This is a genomic window from Lentzea sp. NPDC058436 (assembly GCF_042721515.1).
Taxonomy (GTDB): domain Bacteria; phylum Actinomycetota; class Actinomycetes; order Mycobacteriales; family Pseudonocardiaceae; genus Lentzea.
In genome coordinates this window covers 1-21,761 of record NZ_JBHXLF010000027.1, presented here as the reverse complement: position 1 = coordinate 21,761, position 21,761 = coordinate 1, and the positions used below count along the sequence as shown (strand labels likewise).

23 protein-coding genes and 1 pseudogene are annotated in these 21,761 nt (G+C 69.2%); 15 read left to right on the top strand and 9 right to left on the bottom strand.

The features are described 5' to 3' along the window. Nucleotides 1-190: 190 nt before the first annotated feature. On the bottom strand, nucleotides 191-457 hold the full coding sequence (locus ACFWN2_RS42040) for a GlsB/YeaQ/YmgE family stress response membrane protein (RefSeq protein ID WP_382436226.1): 267 nt from the start codon (nucleotides 455-457) through the stop codon (nucleotides 191-193). Nucleotides 458-593: 136 nt separating this feature from the next. Between ACFWN2_RS42040 and dxr the strand changes: the two genes are divergently transcribed. The 9 genes from dxr to map all read left to right on the top strand — a co-directional run bounded on the left by dxr (nucleotide 594) and on the right by map (nucleotide 8,641). Further along, a complete protein-coding gene (gene dxr / locus ACFWN2_RS42035; protein ID WP_382436225.1) occupies nucleotides 594-1,724 on the top strand; it encodes a 1-deoxy-D-xylulose-5-phosphate reductoisomerase in 1,131 nt (376 codons plus the stop codon). A gap of 7 nt (nucleotides 1,725-1,731) precedes the next feature. Further along, nucleotides 1,732-2,943 carry a M50 family metallopeptidase gene (locus ACFWN2_RS42030; RefSeq protein ID WP_382436224.1) on the top strand — a complete coding sequence of 404 codons (1,212 nt, stop codon included), beginning with the start codon at nucleotides 1,732-1,734 and terminating at the stop codon, nucleotides 2,941-2,943. A gap of 50 nt (nucleotides 2,944-2,993) precedes the next feature. Beyond that, nucleotides 2,994-4,124, top strand: a complete 1,131-nt coding sequence (gene ispG, locus ACFWN2_RS42025; protein ID WP_382436300.1) for a flavodoxin-dependent (E)-4-hydroxy-3-methylbut-2-enyl-diphosphate synthase — start codon at nucleotides 2,994-2,996, stop codon at nucleotides 4,122-4,124. Between the two features lie 119 nt (nucleotides 4,125-4,243). Further along, nucleotides 4,244-5,095 (top strand): GNAT family N-acetyltransferase, encoded by an 852-nt coding sequence (locus ACFWN2_RS42020; RefSeq protein ID WP_382436223.1) that lies wholly within the window; start codon nucleotides 4,244-4,246, stop codon nucleotides 5,093-5,095. An 18-nt stretch (nucleotides 5,096-5,113) separates the two neighbouring features. Then, nucleotides 5,114-6,904: a penicillin-binding transpeptidase domain-containing protein gene (locus ACFWN2_RS42015; protein ID WP_382436222.1), complete on the top strand. Its 1,791-nt coding sequence runs from the start codon at nucleotides 5,114-5,116 to the stop codon at nucleotides 6,902-6,904. Continuing rightward, nucleotides 6,904-7,092 (top strand): hypothetical protein, encoded by a 189-nt coding sequence (locus ACFWN2_RS42010; RefSeq protein ID WP_382436221.1) that lies wholly within the window; start codon nucleotides 6,904-6,906, stop codon nucleotides 7,090-7,092. Before ACFWN2_RS42015 ends, ACFWN2_RS42010 begins: the two co-directional genes overlap by 1 nt. 13 nt (nucleotides 7,093-7,105) lie before the next feature. Next, complete coding sequence (locus ACFWN2_RS42005; protein WP_382436220.1) at nucleotides 7,106-7,384, top strand: type II toxin-antitoxin system Phd/YefM family antitoxin; 279 nt, start codon at nucleotides 7,106-7,108, stop codon at nucleotides 7,382-7,384. Further along, on the top strand, nucleotides 7,381-7,773 hold the full coding sequence (locus tag ACFWN2_RS42000; protein ID WP_382436219.1) for a type II toxin-antitoxin system VapC family toxin: 393 nt from the start codon (nucleotides 7,381-7,383) through the stop codon (nucleotides 7,771-7,773). The genes ACFWN2_RS42005 and ACFWN2_RS42000 overlap by 4 nt, the downstream gene beginning before the upstream one ends. 10 nt (nucleotides 7,774-7,783) lie before the next feature. Next, entirely contained in the window at nucleotides 7,784-8,641 is an 858-nt protein-coding gene (gene map / locus ACFWN2_RS41995; protein WP_382436218.1) for a type I methionyl aminopeptidase, read from the top strand. A 3-nt stretch (nucleotides 8,642-8,644) separates the two neighbouring features. On the opposite strand, the gene ACFWN2_RS41990 is transcribed toward map, so the two are convergent. Beyond that, entirely contained in the window at nucleotides 8,645-9,127 is a 483-nt protein-coding gene (locus tag ACFWN2_RS41990) for a MarR family winged helix-turn-helix transcriptional regulator (RefSeq protein WP_382436217.1), read from the bottom strand. 122 nt (nucleotides 9,128-9,249) lie between these two features. Here ACFWN2_RS41990 and ACFWN2_RS41985 point away from each other — a divergent pair, with 122 nt between their 5' ends. Both ACFWN2_RS41985 and ACFWN2_RS41980 read left to right on the top strand, forming a co-directional pair. Continuing rightward, nucleotides 9,250-10,248, top strand: a complete 999-nt coding sequence (locus tag ACFWN2_RS41985; protein WP_382436216.1) for a putative quinol monooxygenase — start codon at nucleotides 9,250-9,252, stop codon at nucleotides 10,246-10,248. 10 nt (nucleotides 10,249-10,258) lie between these two features. Then, nucleotides 10,259-10,900 (top strand): class I SAM-dependent methyltransferase, encoded by a 642-nt coding sequence (locus ACFWN2_RS41980; RefSeq protein ID WP_382436299.1) that lies wholly within the window; start codon nucleotides 10,259-10,261, stop codon nucleotides 10,898-10,900. Here the strand turns inward: ACFWN2_RS41980 and ACFWN2_RS41975 are convergent. Then, nucleotides 10,887-11,567: a hypothetical protein gene (locus tag ACFWN2_RS41975; protein ID WP_382436215.1), complete on the bottom strand. Its 681-nt coding sequence runs from the start codon at nucleotides 11,565-11,567 to the stop codon at nucleotides 10,887-10,889. The two genes, ACFWN2_RS41980 and ACFWN2_RS41975, sit on opposite strands and share 14 nt — an antisense overlap. A gap of 28 nt (nucleotides 11,568-11,595) precedes the next feature. On the opposite strand from ACFWN2_RS41975, the gene ACFWN2_RS41970 reads away from it, so the two are divergent. Next, nucleotides 11,596-13,143 (top strand): cobyric acid synthase, encoded by a 1,548-nt coding sequence (locus ACFWN2_RS41970; protein WP_382436298.1) that lies wholly within the window; start codon nucleotides 11,596-11,598, stop codon nucleotides 13,141-13,143. A 10-nt stretch (nucleotides 13,144-13,153) separates the two neighbouring features. Here ACFWN2_RS41970 and ACFWN2_RS41965 read toward each other — a convergent pair. Then, nucleotides 13,154-13,912, bottom strand: a pseudogene (locus ACFWN2_RS41965) (EamA family transporter); the annotation flags it as partial. 73 nt (nucleotides 13,913-13,985) lie between these two features. Here ACFWN2_RS41965 and ACFWN2_RS41960 point away from each other — a divergent pair. Next, a complete protein-coding gene (locus ACFWN2_RS41960; RefSeq protein ID WP_382436214.1) occupies nucleotides 13,986-14,879 on the top strand; it encodes a LysR family transcriptional regulator in 894 nt (297 codons plus the stop codon). Here ACFWN2_RS41960 and ACFWN2_RS41955 read toward each other — a convergent pair. The 3 genes from ACFWN2_RS41955 to ACFWN2_RS41945 are packed head-to-tail and all read right to left on the bottom strand — an operon-like array spanning nucleotide 14,860 to nucleotide 17,784. Beyond that, a complete protein-coding gene (locus ACFWN2_RS41955) occupies nucleotides 14,860-15,957 on the bottom strand; it encodes a winged helix DNA-binding domain-containing protein (protein ID WP_382436213.1) in 1,098 nt (365 codons plus the stop codon). The two genes, ACFWN2_RS41960 and ACFWN2_RS41955, sit on opposite strands and share 20 nt — an antisense overlap. Next, the gene (locus ACFWN2_RS41950) at nucleotides 15,954-17,057 is read right to left on the bottom strand and encodes an epoxide hydrolase family protein (RefSeq protein WP_382436211.1); all 1,104 of its coding nucleotides are present in this window, start codon (nucleotides 17,055-17,057) and stop codon (nucleotides 15,954-15,956) included. The genes ACFWN2_RS41955 and ACFWN2_RS41950 overlap by 4 nt, the downstream gene beginning before the upstream one ends. A 55-nt stretch (nucleotides 17,058-17,112) precedes the next feature. Further along, complete coding sequence (locus ACFWN2_RS41945; protein WP_382436210.1) at nucleotides 17,113-17,784, bottom strand: FadR/GntR family transcriptional regulator; 672 nt, start codon at nucleotides 17,782-17,784, stop codon at nucleotides 17,113-17,115. Between the two features lie 105 nt (nucleotides 17,785-17,889). Here ACFWN2_RS41945 and ACFWN2_RS41940 point away from each other — a divergent pair, with 105 nt between their 5' ends. Then, nucleotides 17,890-19,077, top strand: a complete 1,188-nt coding sequence (locus ACFWN2_RS41940) for an MFS transporter (protein ID WP_382436209.1) — start codon at nucleotides 17,890-17,892, stop codon at nucleotides 19,075-19,077. 58 nt (nucleotides 19,078-19,135) lie between these two features. Continuing rightward, nucleotides 19,136-19,540, top strand: coding sequence for a VOC family protein (locus ACFWN2_RS41935; protein WP_382436207.1), 405 nt, complete (start codon nucleotides 19,136-19,138; stop codon nucleotides 19,538-19,540). On the opposite strand, the gene ACFWN2_RS41930 is transcribed toward ACFWN2_RS41935, so the two are convergent. Then, nucleotides 19,537-19,950, bottom strand: coding sequence for a hypothetical protein (locus tag ACFWN2_RS41930; protein WP_382436206.1), 414 nt, complete (start codon nucleotides 19,948-19,950; stop codon nucleotides 19,537-19,539). The two genes, ACFWN2_RS41935 and ACFWN2_RS41930, sit on opposite strands and share 4 nt — an antisense overlap. 64 nt (nucleotides 19,951-20,014) lie before the next feature. Then, the gene (locus ACFWN2_RS41925; protein WP_382436205.1) at nucleotides 20,015-21,388 is read right to left on the bottom strand and encodes a mycothione reductase; all 1,374 of its coding nucleotides are present in this window, start codon (nucleotides 21,386-21,388) and stop codon (nucleotides 20,015-20,017) included. Nucleotides 21,389-21,761: the final 373 nt, after the last annotated feature.

The following is a 21,761-nucleotide window of genomic DNA, read 5'->3' as shown; positions in this document are numbered from 1 at the left end:
GCTACACGCGTGCTCGCGAGTTCGCGCTGGTCGTCCGGTCGCCCCTTCGTCGTGATTCGGCGAAGCCCAATCGCGGCGAAGCGGTGGCCGGACGACCAGCTACTCGGCGAACGAGCCGGAGCGGCGCAGCCGCGACCAAAAAACAAGGCCGTTCGGGTGACACCCGAACGGCCTCAAACGTCATGAGCGGCTAGGCGTGGCTTCGCCGACCCGTCACCAGGCGGTAGATGCCCAGCAGGATCAACGATCCGACGATGGCCAGCAGCCACGTCCGAATCTCGAAGAACGAACCCAGATCGGTCCCGAACACGGCGGATCCGATGAATCCGCCCAGGATCGCGCCAACGATGCCGATCAGCATCGTGATGATGATTCCGCCCGGGTCCTTGCCCGGCATGATCGCCTTGGCGATGGCTCCGGCCAGGAGGCCGAGCACGATCCATCCGAGGATGCCCACCGAGAGTCTCCTTCCAACGACTTGACGTGGCTGGAATGCCCTCGATCTGGCGACTTCACACCTCCAAAACCGCTCCGTTATCAAAGTAACGGGCTGTGCCGAGGCTCTCAGGCACTCTCCGGAACAATGAGGGGCGATGAGTACTCCACGCACTGTCCTGATCCTGGGGTCGACCGGCTCTGTCGGCACCCAGGCGCTCGACGTCATCCGGCGCAACCGCGACCGCTTCCAGGTCGTCGGGCTCGGCGCGGGCGGGCGTCAGCTGGACCTGCTGAAAGAGCAGGCAGCCGAGTTCGACGTGAACACCGTCGCGGTGGCCAACGGTGCCGAGGTGCCCGGTGTCAGGACGCTGACCAGCATGGTCGACCTGATCGAGGCGTGCCCGGCGGACGTCGTCCTCAACGGCATGGACGGGTCCAGGGGGCTGGAGCCGTCGCTCAAGGCCCTGGAGTCCGGGGCCACGCTCGCCCTCGCGAACAAGGAGTCGCTCATCGCGGGCGGGCCGCTCGTGCTGGGGGCGGCGAAGCCCGGTCAGATCGTGCCGGTCGACTCCGAGCACTCGGCGCTCGCGCAGTGCCTGCGGGGTGGCACCGAGAACGAGGTCCACAAATTGGTCCTCACCGCTTCCGGCGGGCCTTTCCGGGGCAAAAGCCGCGAAGAACTCGAATCGGTCACCGTGCAGCAGGCCATGGCGCACCCGACGTGGTCGATGGGGCAGGTCGTCACCATCAACTCGGCGAACCTGGTCAACAAGGGGCTCGAGCTGATCGAGGCGCACCTGCTGTTCGGGGTCCCGTACGACCGCGTCGACGTCGTGGTGCACCCTCAGTCCATCATTCACTCGATGGTCACCTTCACGGACGGCTCGACGCTCGCGCAGGCGTCGCCTCCGGACATGCGGCTGCCGATCTCACTCGGGCTGGGCTGGCCGGAGCGCGTCGCGGGCGCGGCTCCCGCCTGTACCTTTGACACCGCCACCTCGTGGACGTTCGAACCGCTGGACAGCGTCACGTTCCCGGCGGTCGAGCTCGCGCGGCAGGCCGGCACCACCGGTGGTTGCCATCCTGCGATCTACAACGCCGCGAACGAGGAGGCACTCGCCTCCTTCGTCGCCGGCCGCACGTCGTTCCTGTCGATCGTGGACACCATCGGCCAGGTTCTCGGCGAGGCGAACGAATGGGTGAACGACCCCGCGGACGTCGCGGAGGTCCTGGCCGCCGAGGACTGGGCACGCGCACGTGCCCGCGAGCTGGTTGGAAGGAACTGACCTTTCCGTGAACACATTCATCAACATCCTCGGGGTGCTGTTGTTCGCGACCGGCATCGCGGTGTCCATCGCGCTGCACGAGTTCGGGCACCTGCTGACCGCGAAGGCCTTCGGCATGAAGGTCACCCGCTACTTCATCGGCTTCGGCCCGAAGCTCTTCTCGTTCCGCAAGGGCGAGACCGAGTACGGCCTGAAGGCGATCCCCGCCGGCGGCTTCTGCGAGATCACCGGCATGACCGCGCTCGACGAGGTGCACCCGGACGACCGCAAGCGCGCCTTCTACAACCAGAAGGTGTGGAAGCGCGTCGTCGTGCTGGCGGCCGGGTCGATCACGCACTTCATCCTCGGCTTCATCATCCTGCTGATCCTCGCGATGTCGCTGGGCCTGCCGAACAACAAGGACCTGCCGGTCCTGTCCGAGATCACGCCGTGCGTGCAGGACCACACCGTCGGTCTCACCGCGCCGTGCCAGCCCGGCGCCCCGGCCCCGGCCAAGGACGCGGGCCTGCAGCCCGGCGACGAGGTCACGGCCATCGCCGGCAAGCCGATCTCGACGTGGTCCGAGATGCTCAAGATCACCCGCGACCTGAGCGGCCCGACCGAGTTCAAGGTGCTGCGCGACGGCAAGGAGCTCGCGCTCACGGTGAACGTGCCGCAGGTCACCCGCGAGGTGCTCGACGGCAAGGGCGGCCGCGAGGTCAAGGAGGTCGGCGCCATCGGCGTCACCTGGCAGCAGAACTTCGAGTACAGCCCGCTCGCCGCGGTGCCGGCCTCGATCGCGTTCACCGGCGACATGTTCGTGAACACCTGGAAGGGCCTCATGCGCTTCCCGGAGCGCATTCCGGCCGTGGTGAAGGCGATCGGTGGCGGAGAGCGAGACCTGGACACGCCCATCTCGGTGGTCGGTGCTTCACGGCTGGGTGGTGACGCGGCCGAACGCGGTCTGTGGGCGTTCTTCATCCTTATGCTGGCGGGCCTGAACTTCTTCGTCGGTGTGTTCAACCTCCTGCCCCTGCTCCCGCTTGACGGTGGTCACATCGCCGTCAACCTCTACGAACGGGTGCGAGACTGGTTGAGGAAGCTCCGCGGCAAGCCCGCCGGAGCCCCGGTCAACTACATGCGTCTGCTGCCCCTCACCTACGTGGTCATCTTCATCGGCGGCGCCATCACGCTGCTGACCGTGACCGCCGACATCGTCAACCCGATCAGGTTGCAATAAGTGATCCACGGAAAGGTGCACAACCCATGAGTGACGGCGTGATGCTCGGAATGCCGGCACTGCCGCCGCCGGTGCTGTCCGAACGACGCAAGACCAGGCAGTTGATGGTCGGCAACGTCGGTGTCGGCAGCGAGTTCCCCGTCTCCGTCCAGTCGATGACGACGACGCTCACGTCGGACGTCAACGCGACGTTGCAGCAGATCGCGGAGCTCACCGCGTCCGGCTGCGACATCGTGCGCGTGGCCTGCCCGTCGCAGGACGACGCGGACGCGCTGCCGGCGATCGCCAAGAAGTCCCAGATCCCGGTGATCGCCGACATCCACTTCCAGCCGAAGTACGTCTTCGCCGCCATCGAGGCTGGTTGTGCCGCTGTCCGGGTCAACCCGGGCAACATCCGCAAGTTCGACGACCAGGTGAAGGAGATCGCGGCCGCCGCGAAGGACCACGGCACCCCGATCCGGATCGGCGTCAACGCCGGTTCGCTCGACCCGCGCCTGCTCAAGAAGTACGGCAAGGCCACGCCCGAGGCGCTGGCCGAGTCGGCGATGTGGGAGGCGTCGCTCTTCGCCGAGCACGACTTCCACGACATCAAGATCTCCGTCAAGCACAACGACCCGGTCGTGATGGTGCGGGCGTACGAGCTGCTGGCCGAGCAGTGCGACTACCCGCTGCACCTGGGCGTGACCGAGGCCGGTCCCGCCTTCCAGGGCACCATCAAGTCCGCCGTCGCGTTCGGCGCGCTGCTGCGCCAGGGCATCGGCGACACCATCCGGGTGTCGCTGTCGGCCCCGCCGGTCGAGGAGATCAAGGTCGGCCACCAGATCCTCCAGTCGCTCAACCTGCGCCCGCGCAAGCTGGAGATCGTGTCCTGCCCGTCCTGCGGCCGCGCACAGGTGGACGTGTACACGCTCGCCGAGCAGGTCACGGCCGGTCTGGAGGGCATGGAGGTGCCGCTGCGCGTCGCCGTCATGGGCTGCGTCGTGAACGGCCCCGGTGAGGCCCGTGAGGCCGACCTGGGTGTCGCGTCCGGCAACGGCAAGGGCCAGATCTTCGTGAAGGGCAAGGTCATCAAGACCGTGCCCGAGCACGCGATCGTGGAGACCCTCATCGAGGAGGCCATGCGCCTCGCCGAGGAGATGGAGCCGATCGAGGGCGGCGCGCCCGCCGTCACCGTCGGCTGAGAACCAGCAACGGCATGAGGGGCGTCTCTCGTTCTGAGAGGCGCCCCTCACCGTGTGTCCAGGCACAAGGCACTGTTGGCTGATGTCATCTGCACGGTCCATCTGGCACGCTAGGTGACGTGCTGAGGCTGGCCGGAGCGCGCGTGCTGGACGAACGCGACCTGATCGACGTACGCGGGGTCTTCGAGACGGACCCCGTCGCCGCGTGCATGGTCGCCGCGAGGGTCGAGGTCGCCGGCCTCGATCCGTGGCGCCTGGGCGGCGAGATGTGGGGCTCCGACTCCAAGCCGATCAGGGGCAAGGTCGACGGCCTCTGCTTCTCCGGCCCGAACCTGATCCCCCTCAAGGGCAGTGCCGCGGCGATGCGCATGTTCGCCGACCGGGCCCGTCGCCGGGGGCGTATGTGCTCCAGCCTCGTGGGACCGGCCGAGCAGGTCCTGACGCTCTGGGAGGAGCTCCAGCCCGACTGGGGCCCTGCCCGCGAGGTCCGCGCCGACCAGCCGCTGATGGCCATCTCGGCGGCCCCGAAGATCGCCCCGGACCCGCAGGTCCGCCAGGTCCGCCCCAGTGAGCTGAACCGCTACCTGCCCGCCGCCATCTCGATGTTCATCGAGGAGGTCGGCATCGACCCGTGCGCGGAGGACGGCGGCGCGGGCTACCGGGCGCGGGTGAGCGAGCTGATCGCCGCCGGCAGGGCGTTCGCCAGGTTCGAGCACGGTGAGGTCGTCTTCAAGGCCGAGATCGGCGCGATGTCGTCCAGGGTCGGTCAGATCCAGGGCGTCTGGGTCCGCCCCGACCGCCGGGGAGAGGGCATCGGAACAGCGGGAACGGCGGCGGTCGCTGACCGGCTGACCCGCGTTCTCAACCGCACGGCGAGCCTCTACGTCAACGGCTACAACCACGTCGCGCAGGCCGCCTACCGCCGAATCGGTTTCGAACAAGTCGGGCAATACGCCACCGTCCTCTTCTGAACGGGCATACTCGCGCGGGTGCGCCTTCTCGCGACGATCACGGTGATCCTGGTGACGGTGAGCGGCTGTGGGCTGTTCGAGTCGGAACCGGGGGCGCCCGAGATCACCAATGAGTTCCTGTCGAAGCTCGCGTCCGGCGACGTGCAGGGCGCGGCCGGGATGACCGACAACCCGAACGACGCCAAGGAGACACTCGAGAAGTTCCGCGGAGCGCTCAAGCCGGAGGGCCTGAGCAGCAAGGTCGACCAGATCCGCAAGAACGGCGAGCTCGCGTCCGAGGCGTCCGTGACGCTCGACTGGAACCTCGGCAAGAACCGCCACTGGACGTACCCGACGAAGTTCGACGTGCGCCAGGAGGGCGACACGTGGAAGGTGCACTGGGCGACGTCGGTGGTGCACCCGAAGCTAGCGCCGCAGCAGTCGGTCAAGCTCACCGAGCTCACCCCGGACCCGGCGCCGGTGCTCGACCGCGACGGCACGCCGTTGCTGGCTCCCGAACGCGTCGTCTCGGTGCTGCTCGTCGCGAAGGAGGCCGGTGACGTCGCGGCCGTCACGAAGACCCTCGCGGAGGCGCTGAACCCGTTCGACAAGGCCATCACGCAGCAGACGATCACCGACGGCGTGGCCAAGACGCCGGAGGGTCAGGCCTACCAGGTGGCGGCGCTGCGCGACCCCGACTACCAGTCGGTGAAGCCGAAGATCTACGAACTGCCCGGCGTCCGGTTCAGCGCGCAGACCTCGCTCCTCGCGCCGAGCCGCACGTTCGGCTCCCAGGTGCTGCCCGCGGTGCGCAAGCTCATGGAGAACGAGATCGCCGGCAACGCGGGCTTCCGCGTCAGCACGGTCGACGCGCAGGGCGCCGAGATCGAGGAGCTGCACTCGAAGGCGCCCGAACCCGCCAAGGCCGTGAACACGGCGCTGTCCCGCGTGATCCAGGCCGCCGCCGAGGACGCCGTCGAGCCGGTGAAGGAGCCCACGATCCTGGTGGCTCTGCAACCGTCGACCGGCGACATCCTGGCCGTGGCCCAGAACGACCCGGCCGACGCCCAGGGCGCGCTGGCCCTGACCGGCCGCTTCCCGCCGGGTTCCACGATGAAGGCCGTCTCGGCGCTGGCCGTGATCGGGTCAGGCAAGGTCAACGCCGACACCCTGGTCCCGTGCCCCGGCAAGACCACCATCGACGGACGCCGGATCGTGCCGAACTCAAGCGAGTTCGACAAGGGCACCATCCCGCTGCACTCGGCGTTCGCCTTCTCCTGCAACACGACCTTCGCGCAGCTCGCCGTGGACATGGCACCGAACCTGCTGCCGGACGCGGCCCTGTCGCTGGGGCTCGGCGTCGACTTCGACATCGCGGGCCTCACCACGATCACCGGTTCCGTACCGCCCGCGACCGACGTGGTGGAACGGGCGGAGGACTCGTTCGGCCAGGGCAAGGTGCTGGCGTCGCCGTTCGGCATGGCGCTGGTGTCGGCGTCCATCGCGAAGGGCTCGATGCCGGTGCCGCAACTGGTGCGCGGCAAGGAGACCAAGGCGGACAAACAGCCCGCCGCACCGCCTGCCGCTGTTCTGGAATCCGTGCGCGCGATGATGCGTGAGGTCATCGAGAACGGCACTGCACCACAACTCCAGCCGTATGGGGACGTGCGCGGCAAGACTGGTACCGCGCAGTTCGGTGACGGCGTGCACTCACACGGGTGGTTCATGGGGTACCGGGGCGATGTCGCGTTCGCGACGCTGGTGCTCAGCGGAGAGACTTCGACTCCGGCCGTGGACGTGGCGGCGAGGTTCCTGAAGGCGGTGCCGTGATGAGCAAGACGAAGGACCTGACGGTGCGGGAACGCCTGATCCGGGCGGGGATCCTGTTGCCGGCGCCTCGGCTGCCCGAGTCGGGGGTGCCGGAGCCTCGGGTGGAGGCCGAGCCGCGGGGCGTGAGCGCACGCGAGTGTGTCGGGCGGTTGCGCGGAGGAGCGAGCAGGCCACATCTCTCAATGTGATACATTGTGAAACATGGATGCTGATTCTGTCGGTCTGCGTGATCTCCGGCATCACGCTGCCGAGTACGTTCGCAGGGCGGAGGCCGGTGAACGCATCGCGATCACCGACAGGGGCCGGGTCGTCGCTGAGATGGGCCCGCCGAGCGATCCCGCGAACGTGCGTTTGATGTTGACCGCCAACGGTCTTCTCGTGCGTGGCCGTGGTCGGCGGCTACCGCGGCCGTTGCCGGCGCGTGAAGGCGTGCAGCTCTCCGACAAGGTGCAGCAGATGCGCGACGAGGAGCGTTGGTGATCTATCTCGACACCTCGGCCCTGGTGAAACTGGTGAGGACCGAGGCGGAGACGGACGCTCTCGTCGACTGGCTCGGAGAGCGCACAGACCTTGTCACGAGCTCTCTCGCCAGGGTTGAGCTCATGCGGGCGATTCGTGATGAAGGCGAAGCCGAGAAGCGGCAGGCCTCCACCATCCTGGTGGAGCTCGACAACGTCCCGATGACGTTCGATCTCCTGGATGCCGCAGGGGCGTTGCCGCAACCGGTGCGTTCGCTCGACGCCATTCACCTGGCCTCGGCGATTCGACTCCGCGACGTCCTGGACGCCTTCATCGCTTACGACAAGCGCCTGCTCGCCGCCGCTGACGAGGTCGGGCTCCCGGTCCTGGCACCCGGCGCGGACGGCTAATCTGGGGAGCATGGCTGTTCGTGCTGTGCTGCAACCCGGTGTGCAATCCCCGCGTCGTCAGGTGCCGTCGCGCATCGTGCGTCCCGAGTACGTGGACAGGCCCGCGCCGCAGAAGAGCACCGACCCGTGGGTGCAGCCGCCCGAGGTCGTCGAGGCCATGCGGGTCGCCGGCCGCCTCGCCGCGCAGGCGTTGCAGGAGGCCGGCAAGGTCGTCGTGCCCGGCGTGACGACGGACGAGATCGACGCGGTGGCGCACGAGTTCCTGTGCGACAACGGCGCGTACCCGTCGACGCTGGGGTACCGGGGCTTCCCGAAGTCGTGCTGCACCTCGCTGAACGAGGTCATCTGCCACGGCATCCCGGACAGCACGGTCGTCGAGGACGGCGACATCGTCAACATCGACGTCACCGCGTTCATCGGTGGCGTGCACGGCGACACGAACGCGACGTTCTTCGCCGGCAACGTCTCCGAGGACGCCAAGCTCCTCGTCGAGCGCACGCACGAGGCGACCATGCGTGCCATCAAGGCCGTGAAGCCCGGTCGTGAACTGAACGTCGTGGGTCGCGTCATCGAGGCGTACGCCAAGCGGTTCGGGTACGGCGTCGTGCGCGACTTCACGGGCCACGGCATCGGGCGCACGTTCCACAGCGGACTCGTCGTGCTGCACTACGACGAGCCGTCGGTGAAGACGGTGCTGGAGCCCGGTATGACGTTCACGATCGAGCCGATGATCACGCTCGGCGACTTCGAGGGCGAGATGTGGGACGACGGCTGGACCGTCACCACGAAGGACAAGAGCTGGACCGCTCAGTTCGAGCACACGATCGTCGTGACCGACACGGGCTCGGAGATCCTCACGGTCTGCTGACCGTCACGGGCGGGACGCGATGGCCGCCAGAGCCTCCGCGAGGACGTGGAGGCTCTCGGCGGGCACGCGGTCGAGGACGTGCTGCCGGGCGATGTCGCTGTAGTGCGTCTTCGCCCGCTGGACCTCGGACACGCCGGCCGGGGTCAGTGAGGCGAGCGCCGAACGGCCGTCCTCCTCGTCTCGGCGCCGCTCGCACCAGCCGCGGCCCTCCATCGCGAGCGCCACGCGGCTCACCCGGCTGATCGACAGTCCGGTGCTGGTGGCGAGGTCGCTCATGCGCAGCGTCTGGTCCTGCGCCTCGTGCAGCACGTGCAGCACGGAGAACTCGGTCATCGTGAGCCCGGTCGACCGCATCATGGCGTCGTCGAGCTGGCGCGGCAGCCGTTGCACGACGCGGCCCAGCGCGCGCCACATCGCCTGTTCCTCCTGGGTCAGGGCCCCGCGGTCCTGAGCGGTGCCGTCGATGCCGGGCGAAGTGTGAGCCATGCGCCCCATTCTGCTGGGGGAGGCCTCGGAAGGGAAATTGTTTGCGCGCGCGAGCAAATAAGGCTAGCGTCGATGGCGTGGTCGCGGACGTGCGACTCACATCCCCGGACTAGGAGATCCCCATGACCACCGAAACCGTGCTGACCGTCCGCCCGGACGTGCCTGTCATCACCGTGATCGAACGCTTCGCCGGCGCGGTCACCGAGGACCAGGGCACGTCGTCGAAGCCGCGCAGGCCTGCCGGACGTCCCGAGGACGTCGTGCGGAACCCGGACGTCGTGCGTGCCCGCGAGCTGCTGCCGTCCGTGCTGAAGAGCCGCGACGGGTTCCTCGCCGCGCTCCTGCTGGCCGGGCTCGACGGCGAGTTCGTCGTGTACAGCCAGTGGCGCGCGGCGGGCGAACCGCCGGCGGAGGTGCCCGCCGAGTGGTCCGTCGCCGGTGAGCTCGCCGGCTTCGACCTGGTCGACAGGCGCACGTACACCGTGGACTTCAGCGCGCCCGCTGACCTCACCCGGTTCTCGGTGCGGGACACGCCGCTCGCGCACTTCGGCGTCTTCTCGGTCGACGCGGACGACCAGGAGCGGATGCTGGAGCTCGCCAGGAAGCACGCGCCCGACTCCATCGGCACGCCCGGTCTGCTCGGGATCAACTTCCACCGCAGCCTCGACGGCGGCCAGGTGATCAACCTCGGCGCCTGGAACAGCTTCGAGAGCTTCGGCGACCTGCTCGGCCGTCCCGGCTTCCAGGACGAGGCCGTGTACTGGGAGGGCGTCGCCGAGTTCCGGCCGCACTTCTTCGCGGTCGTGGACGTCGTCACGAAGGCCGAACTCGCCATCTGGGCGACGCTGAAGGTGCTCCCCGGCCAGCAGGCCGAGGCCGAGAGGTTCTTCGCGTTCTCCAAGGACGTCCTCGACGCCGAACCGGGAACGACGAGCTTCTTCGCGGTGAAGATCGACGACGAGACCTACGGGATCTTCGACACGTTCACCGACCAGGAGGCGCTCGACGTCCACATCGAGGGCGCCTCGGGCAAGCAGGCGGTCTCGGACCTCGTCGGCACCGTCTTCGCGGGGCCGCCGGTGATCACCAACAGCGTGGTCGTGCAGCGAGGCCGGAGCTGACACCGTGTTGATGAACAAGGACTTCTACGACAACGCCTACGCGCAGGGCGTGACCCCGTGGGTCATCGGCGGGCCCCAGCTGGCGGTCGTCCAGGCCGAGCGGGAGGGCTGGTTCACCGGTCCCGTGCTCGACCTCGGCTGCGGGGCGGGGGAGAACACGATCTTCCTCACCCGCGCCGGGTACGAGACGTTCGGCGTGGACATCTCCGAAGCAGCGATCGACCTGGCCCGCGCCAAGGCCGTGGCCGAGGAGGTCCAGCCGTGGTTCGTGGTGGGCGACGCGCTGCGGCCGGCCGAGCTGGAGCTCCCCGCCCGGCGGTGGGCGACCGTGCTCGACTGCGCGCTCTTCCACATCTTCGACGCGGCTGACCGCGCCGCCTACGTCCGTTCGCTGGCCGGGCTTCTCGAACCGGGTGGGCACGTCGTCGTGCTGGCCATGTCCACCGACGGCCCGCACTTCGGCCCGGAGGTCGACGACGAGGTCATCAGGGCCGCCTTCGCCGAGCCGGATTGGGAGGTCGAGGTGCTGCGGCCCTCCTCGTTCCGCGGCCGCATCAGCCACGAGCGGGAGACCGGGATCACCGGCCTGTCGATCGGTGACCCGCTGGACGTGCCCGCCAGGCTCGCGCGGGTGAGGTTCAGAGTCCGCTGATCACGGACTTCAGCGCGGCCGCGACCGCCGAGGGTGACGTCGCGGCCGCGAGGTGGTGCGACTCGACCCGTTCGACCGGCCAGCCCAGCTCCTCCGCACGGGCGGCCGCGGCCTCGTAGACCGGCGACAGCAGCACGTACCCGCACGCCCCGGACCACTCGACGACCGGGCGCTGCTCCTTCAGGAACTCCCACGGCACCTCGGGGGCCTCGTCGCGCATCTCCTCGCGCAGCCCGGCCGGCACGAGCTTCAACGGGTCCGAGTCGAACCAGCGGTCCCAGCGCGGCAGCTTGCCGTCCCGCACGGACGCCTTGACCTGGTTCACCAGCGCGGGGTCGACGGTCTCGCGCCACGCCCTGCCCGGCGTCGGCAGGTCGGAGTCGAGGAACACCAGGCCCGCCACGTCCAGCTCCAGGGCGTCGGCGAAGCCCGGCAGCAACGGGCCCGCGCCGCTGTGGCCCACGAGCACCAGCGGTCCGGGGACGCCGGAGTCCTCCAGGGCGTCGGCGAAAGCGCCGATCAGCCGCTGGTGCACCGGTGCCTCGTTGATCGTCATCTGCAGGTCGACCAGCAGGACGGCCACCCCGTCGGAGGCCAGTTCGTCGGCGAGCGGGCGCATGCTCGACGGGCCGAGGAACGGGCTGTGCATGAGCACGACGGTGAGCATGGGGGTGATGATGGCAGCATTGGCGTCCATGCGGGGCGCGATGTTGATCTGTGGGACGACCTCGGACGCGGGCAAGAGCGTCCTGGTGGCCGGTCTGTGCCGGTTCCTCGCACGCCAGGGCGTCGACGTCGTGCCGTTCAAGGCGCAGAACATGTCGAACAACTCGTTCGTCACACTCGACGGCGGCGAGATCGGGCGCGCCCAGGCGGTGCAGGCGCGGGCGGCGTTCAAGGAACCGAGCGTCCGCTTCAACCCGGTGTTGCTGAAGCCCGGCAGCGACCGCACGTCCCAGGTCGTCGTGCTCGGCCAGGCGGTCGGCGAGGTCTCGGCGCTGAGCTACCGCGAACGCAAGCAGCACCTGCTCGGGACCGTTCTGTCCACTTTGGAGGAACTCAGGCGCGACCACGAGGTCGTCGTGTGCGAGGGCGCGGGCTCGCCGGCCGAGATCAACCTGCGCGCCAACGACATCGCGAACATGGGCCTCGCGACGAAGGCGAACCTGCCGGTGCTCGTCGTCGGCGACATCGACCGCGGTGGCGTGTTCGCGCACCTCTTCGGCACGGTCGCGGTGCTGGACGCGGCGGACCAGGCGTTGATCTCCGGCTTCGTCGTCAACAAGTTCCGCGGTGACGCCCGGCTGCTCGAACCGGGCCTGCACCAGCTGAAGGCCCTCACCGGACGGCCGGTGCTCGGTGTGCTGCCGTGGCGCGAGGAGCTGTGGCTCGACGCCGAGGATTCGTTGTCCTACAACGCCGATGGCGTGATCGGCAGGCCGCAGCCACCGAACCGCGACTGGCTGCGGGTCGCCGTGATCCGCCTGCCGCGCATCTCGAACGCCACCGACGTCGAGGCGCTGGCCTGCGAACCCGGTGTGTCCGTGCGGTTCGTGACCGAGCCGTCCCGGCTGGCCGACGCGGACCTGGTCGTGCTGCCCGGCTCCAAGGCCACCGTGTCCGACCTCGCCTGGCTTCGCGAAACCGGCCTGGCGCAAGCGATCCAGCGCTTCACGGGCCCTGTCCTCGGCATCTGCGGCGGCTTCCAGATGCTGTCGAAGCACATCGAGGACGACGTGGAGTCGGGGCGCGGCGCGGTCGACGGCCTCGGCCTGCTCGACGTCGACATCCGCTTCCGGGCGCGCAAGACCCTGGCCACGCCGTCGGGCACCGCGTGGGACGAACCCGTCACGGGCTACGAGATCCACCACGGCCAGGTCGTCCGCACCACCGAGAACCCGCTCGTCGGCGACGAGGGCGCGCAGACCGACCGCGTTCTCGGCACCCACTGGCACGGCCTGCTGGAGAACGACGCGTTCCGCCGCAAGTTCCTGCTGTGGGCGGCGGAACGCGCGGGCCGCGACTTCGTGCCGGGAGCGGTGAGCTTCCAGGCCGAGCGCGAGGCCCAGCTGGACCTGCTGGGCGACCTGGTCGCCGATCACCTCGACACGAAGGCCGTCATCGACCTGCTGGAACGAGGAGCTCCGGCGGGGCTTCCGTTCGTGCCGCCCGGCGCCCCAGCAACTGCGGAACAGCCAGCCCCGCGAGCACGAGCCCACCGGCCGCCGCCTGCACCCAGGTGAGGTTCTCGCCGAGGAATGCCCACGCCGACAGCATCCCGAACACCGGCACCAGCAACGAGTAGGGCGCCACGACCGACGACTCGTACTGGCGCAGCAGGAACCCCCACACGGCGAACCCGAGCAACGTCGAGATCCACGCGACGTACCCGACCGCGCCGACGCCCGCCCAGCCGAGGCGGCCGAGCGCGCTCATGTCCTCGGTCAGCGCCGACAGCGCGAACAGCGGCAGCACCGCGACCGCGCTCACCCACACCATGAACCGCAGCGCGTCGGCCGGCCGCGCGTACCGCATCAGCACGTTCGACACGCCCCAGCACGCCGCCGCGGCGACCAGCAGCACGAACCCGAGCAGCGGTGACGAGAGCCCGTAGTCCCACGCGATCACGCCGATGCCCGCGACGGCCAGCGCGATCCCGGCGATCTGCACGGACTTCGGACGTTCGCGCAGCACGACCGCCGCGAACAGGGTCGTGAAGATCACCTGGCTCTGCAGCACCAGCGACCCGAGGCCCGCCGGCATGCCCGCCTTGAGGCCGATGAACAGGAAGCTGAACTTCGCGACGCCGAGCACCAGCCCCACGGAGATGATCCAGCGCCACGCCACCCTCGGCCGTCCGACGAAGAAGATCGCGGGCACCGCCGCCGCGAGGAACCGCAGCGCGGAGAACAGGATCGGCGGGAACTCGTCGAGGCCGACCTTGAGCACGACGAAGTTGAAGCCCCAGATGGCGGCGACGAGCACGGCGAGCAGGACGTGACGGGGACTCATGCACTCCAGCCTGCGCTCGCGAACTGTTTAGCACCAGTTCCGATTGCTTAGGTTTTGGGTTTAGCATCGCTACATGCTCGATCTGGGAAGACTGAAGGCTCTGCACGCCATCGCGGTGCACGGCACGGTCGGCGCCGCCGCGGACGTGCTCGGGTACACGCCCTCCGCCGTGTCGCAGCAGATCGCCAAGCTCGAACGCGAGACCCGCACCACGCTGCTGGAACGCAACGGCAGGGGCGTCCGCCTCACCGACGCGGCCCGCCTGCTCGCCGACACCGCGGGCCAGGTCCTCAAGCTGGTCGAGGAGGCAGAGGTCGCGCTGGAGGAACAGCGCGGTGCCGCGATCGGCCGGTTGTGCATCGGCGCGTTCGCCACGGCCGCCCGCGGCCTGCTGCCCGACGTCCTCGTGCACCTGGCCGAGCAGCACCCGGCCCTCGACGTGCGGCTCACGGAGATCGACCCGCCCCACGCGACCGAGGCCGTCGCCCGTGGCGAGCTCGACCTGGCGATCGTGCACGACTGGGCGAACACGCCGCTGCCGGTACCGGCGCCGCTGTCCCGCGCGTACCTGGTCGACGACGTCGCCGAGGTGCTGGTTCCCGACTCGAACCCGTTGTCGCGCAGGGAGTTCCTCGAACCGGTCGACCTCGCCGGCGAGCGGTGGATCTGCCAGACGGAGGGGTCGATCTGCTTCGACTGGCTGGAGCGGACGTTCCACGGCGCGGGCATCGAGCCGGTCGTGGCGTACCGGATCAGCGAGTACCGGACGCAGTTCGCGTTGCTGGCCAAGGGGATCGGGGTCGCGCTGATCCCGAGGCTGGGAAGGGGGGAGGTGCCGGACAACGTCAGGGCCGTACCGCTGCGGCCCACGCCCACGCGGCGGCTCTACGCGGTGTGGCGGACGCAGGCCTCGCGCAGGCCCGCCATCACCGCGGCTCTCGACGTGATCAAGCAGGTCGCTCGGTGACGACGTGCTCCTTCGTAGGAGCCATGACCTTCAGCACGGCCTTGGCCTCCCGGACGACGTCGGCCAGGTCCTCCTCCACCGTGGGGAAGTAGGGCTGGATCGTGAGCGTCGCGGTGTCCTTGGACTCCACGACGTTCCACGTGCCGTGCACGAACCCGTCCACGAGGAACGTCGGCGGGAACACGCCGTTGCGCACCGCGCCCCACCGCGCCCGAGCGTCCTCGCTCATGATCCTCCGCCGGTCCGCGTGCCCCAGCAGCACGTTGTCGAACGAGGGCAGCAGCCGTGCGGGCGCCGGGACGTCCTCGGGCACGATCACGCCGTCCGGTACGTCGAGCAGCACCTTGCCGTCCTCGTTGCGGTACTCGACCAGGCCGAGCCCGGCCGTGTGGGCCTTGAGCCCTGTCAGCTTCGACCAGGCCTGCACGTCGGCGAGGGTCGCCGGGCCGAACGCCCGCAGGTAGCGCGTGATCACCTCCGGCAGGGCGGCCTCGGACGGCAGGTCGCGGCCCAGCCACGTGGCCATCGCGAGGTTCTGCGGCACCCCGCCCACGCCCCAGATCCCGCGCGGCGGCACCTGGACCATCGGCACCAGCATCTGGGCCTGCGTGGAGAGTTCACGCGCCCTGACCCCGGGGAAGTGCGGCGCCAGGTGCGTGCCGATCTCCGCGACCGCGCGCGGTTCGGAGTCGACGTACTCGCGCGCGATCCGGGCCAGCTCGGCCAGGTCGATCTCGACGCGGGTGGCCGGCGGCATCACGGTCTTCGCCCACTTGTCGAGCTCCGGCTGCAACGCGGTGCGCATCAGGAACACGTCGTCGGCCGAGATGAGGTGCAGGGTGCCGCGCCACAACGTCATCCGCACCAGCGAACGGTCCAGGATGAGCTTGCTGAGCGCGTCGACGTCGTACGGCTCAAGGCGTGCCCACAGCGCGAGGTACGGCGGGATCGGCGCCTGGGCCTGGAGGCCGCCGAGGTGTTCGACGGCGGCCACGACCGGCATGTCCGTGCGCCGCAGCAGCATCTGCCGCGCGAGCAGCGTCCGGTTGAGGGTGCGGGTGGAAAGTGTTGTGCTCACAGTGATTCGAAGAACTTCCTGATGTCCTGGACCAGCAGGTCCGGTTCCTCCATCGCGGCGAAGTGACCGCCGCGGTCGAACTCCGTCCAGTGCACGATCGTCGGGATCATCTTCTCCGCCAGCGACCGCACCGGCAGGCTCACGTCGTCCGGGAAGACCGCGACGCCCGTCGGGACTGTCGTCGGCTTCTGCTGACCCCAGTACGCCGCCTGCTCCTTGTACAGCGCGCCCGACGAGCCCGCCGTGCCGGTGAACCAGTAGACCGACACGTTGGCCAGCAGCTGGTCGCGGTCCACCGCGTCCTCGGGCGTGCCCTCGTTGTCCGTCCAGTCGTGGAACTTCTCCGCGATCCACGCCAGCTGGCCGACCGGCGAGTCCGTCAGCCCGTACCCGAGGGTGCGCGGCCGGGTGCGCTGCACGTGCATGTAGCCGGAGAGGTCCTTCTGGTAGTGGTCCAGCGTCTCCAGCGACCGCAGTTCCTCCTCCGAGAGGTCGCTGACCCCGGCCGGCCGGAACGTCATCAGCATGTTCACGTGCACGCCGATGACGTGCTCGGGGAACACCCTGCCGATCTCCTGCGCGATGCTCGAACCCCAGTCGCCGCCCTGCGCGCCGTAGCGGTCGTACCCGAGGCCCTCCATGAGCTTCGAGAACGCCCACGCGATGCGCAGGACGTTCCAGCCGGGCTTCGTCGCCGGTCCCGAGAAGCCGAAGCCGGGGAGCGACGGGATGACCAGGTGGAAGTCCTCGGACAGCGGTTCGATCACGTTGAGGAACTCGACGACCGAGCCCGGCCAGCCGTGCACGAGCAGCAACGGCGTCGCGTCCGGGTTCCGGGAGCGGACGTGCAGGAAGTGGAAGCGCTGCCCGCTGATCTCGGTCGTGAACTGCGGGTAGGAGTTCAGCCGCTCCTCGTGCGCACGCCAGTCGAACCCGTCGCGCCAGTGCGCGGCCAGCGGGCGCAGGTAGCTCAGCGGGACGCCGTAGGACCAGCCGACGCCCGGCAGGTCGTCCTCCGGCCACCGCGTGTTGGCGAGGCGGGCGCGGAGGTCGTTGATCTCGGCCTGCGGGATGTCGATGCGGAACGGAGTGAACTCCATGGCCCCCACGCAATGAGCTCGTGCGGACAGCGCCGTCCGCGGTTTTTCAGCTTCGTCAGCAGAACTTCTCGATCAGCTCCTCGAAGAACCCGCCCGCCTCGATCGCCGCCTTCTCCTGGTCACCGTCCCGGACCGCGTCCAGCAGCCCGGTGTGCGACACCTGGTCCCGACCAGGCGTGCTGGTGTCGACAGAGGCCGCCACCGAAGCTTTGACCGCCTCGGTCAAACCCCGGTAGAGCTCGGCCAGAAGTGTGTTGTGCGAGCACTGCACGAGCATCACGTGGAACGCGGTGTCGTGCTCGACGACCTCGGCCCACTGCTCGCCGTCCATCGCCGCGTCGCGCTTGCGCAGCAGCTCGGTGAGGCGTGCCAGCTCGGCGTCCGTGCGGTGCTTGGCGGCCAGGCGCGCGCCCTCCATCTCCAGGGTGCGGCGGACCTCCAGCACCTCCTTGAGCTCGGTCCCGCACATGCGGCGGACCGCGCCGGAGATCTCGCTGGTCGCGCGGACGAACGTCCCGTCGCCCTGCCGCACCTCCAGCAGACCCGCGTGGGACAGCGCGCGCACGGCCTCCCTGACCGTGTTCCGCCCCACGCCGAGCGCGGTGACCAGCTCTGGCTCGGGCGGGATGCGCTGCCCGACGGGCCATTCACCAGTCGTGATCGCGCTGCGCATCTGCTCGATCACCTGGTCGACGAGACCCGCCCGTCGGGTAGTGGCCAACGGCACAGCGTCGTCCTTTCATCCGAACATCCTACGTCTGCGATAGTGAAGCGCGTGACGATGAAGCAGACGACTGTTGCCGCCCACCCTGCCACCGATCGGGGTCGCAGGGTGACGGTTGTCCAGAATCGTCACGTTCCGCTGGTCGGGTCCGCGTTGCTCGCGATCGGGGTCGCCCTCGCTGCCGCGAATCTCCGTCCGGCGGTGACCAGTCTGGCCTCGGTGCTCGTCGACGTCCGCGCCGCCCTGGGCGTTTCGGCCGCTTGGACCAGTGCGCTCACCGCCGTTCCGGCACTGTGCTTCGGCTTCGCGGCGTTCGCGGCGCCGTGGTTGAGCCGCCGCCTCGGCATGGCCCGCGCGATCGGACTTTCCCTGGGGGTGCTCACGCTCGGCCTGGTGCTGCGCGTGATCGACGGTCCGTGGGTCGTGCTGGGCGGCACCTTCGTCGCGTGTGCGGGCATCGCGGTGTCCAACGTGCTGATCCCGGTGGTGGTGAAGGCCTCCTTCCCGGACAAGGTCGGCCTGATCACCGGCGTGTACACGGGAGCGCTCGCCGCCGGCGCCGCGTTCGCCGCCGCCCTGACGCCGCGGCTGGAGGACTACCTCGGCTCGTGGCGCCTCGCCGTCGGAGCGTGGGCACTGCTGTCGGCCGGTGCCGTGATCGTGTGGTTCGCCGGAGCGCGGCACGGTGCGGTGGCCTCCGTGGTGCGTTCGACCGCGCCGGCCGAGAAGCGCTCGTTGCTGCGCAGCCCGCTGGCGTGGGTGATCACGGTGTTCTTCGGCCTGCAGTCGCTGTTCGCCTACACCGTCATGGGCTGGCTGCCCGCGATGCTCGTCGACGCCGGCGTCGACAGGAACACCGCCGGGCTGCTGCTCGCCGTGTCGATGCTGCTGAGCGTTCCGGTGAGCCTGCTCGTACCGCCGATCGCCGCGCGGTTCTCCGACCAGGGGCCCGTGGTGCTGGCGCTCGGGGTGCTGTCGTTCGCCGGAATCCTGGGCATGCTGGTGGCGCCCGCCGCCGCGCCGGGGCTCTGGATGGTGCTGATCGGGTTCGGCATGGGCATGTTCCCGCTGGCGCTGCTGATGATGTCGTTGCGCACCAAGTCCACTTCGGACACCGCGCGGCTGTCGGCCATGGCGCAGAGCCTCGGCTACCTGATCGCCGCCTCCGGGCCGTTCGCGTTCGGCGTGCTCCGCGAGTCCACGGGGGCGTGGACGGTGTCGCTCGTGCTGCAGCTCGTGCTGCTGGCCGCGCTGACCGTGCTGGGCATGGTCGCCGGCCGTCCCCGGTACGTCTGACGCCCGTCTGGTCAGGAATCGAGAAGCGGGGCGTTCTCGCTGGTCCTAGCGTTGTGGCATGGACATCAGCATTCACGCCTCGTTCCTCCCGCACACCGACCCCGACGCCTCGCTGGCGTTCTACCGCGACCTGCTCGGCTGGGAGGTCCGCGCCGACGTCGGGCAGGGCACGATGCGCTGGATCACCGTCGCGCCCAGCGGTTCCGGGGCCGCCGTCGTGCTGGAGCCGCCGGCCATGGCGGACGGGCTCACCGACGCGCAGCGCACCGCCGTCGCCGAGATGATCGAGAACGGCTCGTACGCGTTCATCAACCTGGCCACGCCGGATCTCGACGGCGCGTTCGACAAGCTGCAGGCGGGCGGAGCGGACGTCGTGCAGGAGCCGACCGACCAGCCGTGGGGAGCGCGGGACTGCGTGTTCCGCGACCCGGCGGGCAACACCGTGCGGATCCAGCAGAGCTAGTTCGACACGAAACCGCGGTGCAGCACCGTGAGCTGGTCGGCGAGGTAACGGGCCCACGCCTTCGCGCGGTCCCAGTCCGGTGCCGCGCCGCCGAAGCTGATCGGCCCGCTGGCACCGAGCCTGCGAACCATGCGCGTGACGTCGTTCGGCACGGGCGGCGCACCGCGGTGGAACAACCACAGCGGCGTGTGCTTGAGGGAAACCTTGTGCCGCCTCACGAACCGATGCGCGTCACGCGTCGCGGCGTCGCCCATGATCACGGCACCGAACCCGTGCAGCGTCTCGGCCGCGGCGACCGGGAGCACGGTGACTCTCAGCCCGCAGCCGGCGAGTTCGGTGCCGATGATCTCGGCTATCTCGTCGGTGGCGGCGATCTTGGAGGTGTAAGCGACCAGAACTCTGTCCGTCATCGCTGCATCGTGGTCGGTGCGGCGAGTTTTGGGCAGCGGCGGAAGTCCCTGTCGTTTAAGGCCTTCAGTCCAGCGGCAGGTTGAGGAGCGCGTTCTCGACCAGTTCGGGCATCGCCGGGTGGATCCAGTACTGCCCACGTGCCATGGACTTCGCGTCCAGCCCGAAGCTCATCGCCTGGATCAGCGGCTGGATCACCGTCGACGCCTGCGGCCCGATGATGTGCGCGCCGAGCAGCTTGCCGGTCGCCGGGTCCGCGATCAGCTTCGCGAAGCCGGTCGTGTCCTCCATCGCCCAGCCGTACGCGATCGACGCGTAGGCCTGGCTCGCCGTGACGTACCGGATCTCCTTGGCCTTCGCCTCTTCCTCGGTCAGACCGACGCTGGCGATCTGCGGGTTGGAGAACACCGCGGCCGGAACGAACCGGTGGTCGCTCTCGATCTGGTCGTCGGGGTTCAGCAGGTTGTGCTGGACCACCTTCGCCTCGTGGTTCGCGACGTGCTTGAGCTGGTAGTCCGAGCTGATGTCGCCGAGGGCGAGGATGTGCGGCTGGCTGGTGCGCTGCTTCGCGTCCACCTTGACGCGCCCGTCCGGGTGCTGGTCGAGACCCGCGTTCTGCACCTGGAGCAGGTCGCTGTTCGGCTGGCGGCCCGTCGCGATGAGGAGCTGCTGCGCCTCAACGGTTTCCTCGCCGTTGGGGCCTTCGAGGTGCAGCTTCACGCCGGTCGCGGTCTTCTCGGCGCGCGTCGTCTTGCGCTGCAGCCGGACGTCCCACTTCTGCTTCGCGATCTCGGTGAAGCGCTCGGCGATCTCCAGGTCCTCGTGGCGCAGCAACAGGCCCGAGCGCGCGATCACGGTGACCTTGACGCCGAAGCTGCTGAAGACGTGCGCGAACTCCGACGCGATGAAACCGCTGCCGACGATGATCAGGCTCTCGGGCAGCTCGTCGAGACGCATGATGGTGTCGCTGGTGTGGAAACCGGTCGTGTCCAGGTCCGCGATGTCGGGGACGCTGGGCCGGCTGCCCGCCGCGATGACGACCCGGTCGGCGGTGATGGTCTCGCCGGTGCCGGTGTCGATCGTGTGCGCGTCGACGAAGTGGGCCGTGCCCTCGAAGACCGTGACGTTCGCGTTCTCGTTGGCGCGCCAGTTGCGGCCGCCCTCGGCGATCGGGTCGATGCGGTTGAAGATGCGGTCGCGGATTTCTGGCCAGTGGACTGCGTCCGTGTGTGCGTCCACGCCTAGTTTCTTGGCGTTGGCCGGGGCTGCGGCCTGGTCCGCGGTGTGGACGAACATCTTTGTCGGGATGCAGCCCACGTTCAGGCAGGTGCCGCCGAAGGTGCCCTTTTCCAGGATGGCGATCTGCCAGCCTGCCATGGCTTCCGTCGGGATGCTGTTGCCGGAGCCGGTGCCGATGATGACCAGGTCGAAGTGCCTCACGTGTGGATCCAACCATTTCTGGGGGAGGGGTGTTCCCGGGTGGTTGTTACGTGGGGCTTACGCGATTTCGCGGGACGCGATTTCGCGGGTGGGTCGTTTTGCGTGCGGCCTGGTCGCCTTGCGTGCTTCCCCTGGGGGCTCTGCCCCCAGACCCCCGGCAATCTGATCGGGGGGTAGCGCCGGCCGTAGGCAGATGGCACGCCTGTTGCGTAGGGCGGCTGCCGGTTGCGTTGGTGGGCGCGTTGGCGGTGGGGTCCCGTCACGAGCCGCACCAAGAGCGGGCCACACCTGGTCAGGGGTGTCAAGCGGACGAAAAGCGTGTCCGCTTGACACCCCTGACCAGGTGCAGCAAGAGCTATGGCGCGACTCGTGA

What these genes read in the sequence shown, in the direction of transcription:
- ACFWN2_RS42005 (WP_382436220.1), top strand. Translation starts at nt 7,106, where the DNA reads ATGGATGCTGATTCTGTCGGTCTGCGTGATCTCCGGCATCACGCTGCC.
- ACFWN2_RS41980 (WP_382436299.1), top strand. Translation starts at nt 10,259, where the DNA reads ATGAACAAGGACTTCTACGACAACGCCTACGCGCAGGGCGTGACCCCG.
- ACFWN2_RS41960 (WP_382436214.1), top strand. Translation starts at nt 13,986, where the DNA reads ATGCTCGATCTGGGAAGACTGAAGGCTCTGCACGCCATCGCGGTGCAC.
- map (WP_382436218.1), top strand. Translation starts at nt 7,784, where the DNA reads ATGGCTGTTCGTGCTGTGCTGCAACCCGGTGTGCAATCCCCGCGTCGT.
- dxr (WP_382436225.1), top strand. Translation starts at nt 594, where the DNA reads ATGAGTACTCCACGCACTGTCCTGATCCTGGGGTCGACCGGCTCTGTC.
- ACFWN2_RS42010 (WP_382436221.1), top strand. Translation starts at nt 6,904, where the DNA reads ATGAGCAAGACGAAGGACCTGACGGTGCGGGAACGCCTGATCCGGGCG.
- ACFWN2_RS41985 (WP_382436216.1), top strand. Translation starts at nt 9,250, where the DNA reads ATGACCACCGAAACCGTGCTGACCGTCCGCCCGGACGTGCCTGTCATC.
- ACFWN2_RS41930 (WP_382436206.1), bottom strand. Translation starts at nt 19,950, where the DNA reads ATGACGGACAGAGTTCTGGTCGCTTACACCTCCAAGATCGCCGCCACC.
- ACFWN2_RS41935 (WP_382436207.1), top strand. Translation starts at nt 19,136, where the DNA reads ATGGACATCAGCATTCACGCCTCGTTCCTCCCGCACACCGACCCCGAC.
- ACFWN2_RS41975 (WP_382436215.1), bottom strand. Translation starts at nt 11,567, where the DNA reads ATGCTCACCGTCGTGCTCATGCACAGCCCGTTCCTCGGCCCGTCGAGC.
- ispG (WP_382436300.1), top strand. Translation starts at nt 2,994, where the DNA reads ATGCCGGCACTGCCGCCGCCGGTGCTGTCCGAACGACGCAAGACCAGG.
- ACFWN2_RS41970 (WP_382436298.1), top strand. Translation starts at nt 11,596, where the DNA reads ATGCGGGGCGCGATGTTGATCTGTGGGACGACCTCGGACGCGGGCAAG.
- ACFWN2_RS41950 (WP_382436211.1), bottom strand. Translation starts at nt 17,057, where the DNA reads ATGGAGTTCACTCCGTTCCGCATCGACATCCCGCAGGCCGAGATCAAC.
- ACFWN2_RS41990 (WP_382436217.1), bottom strand. Translation starts at nt 9,127, where the DNA reads ATGGCTCACACTTCGCCCGGCATCGACGGCACCGCTCAGGACCGCGGG.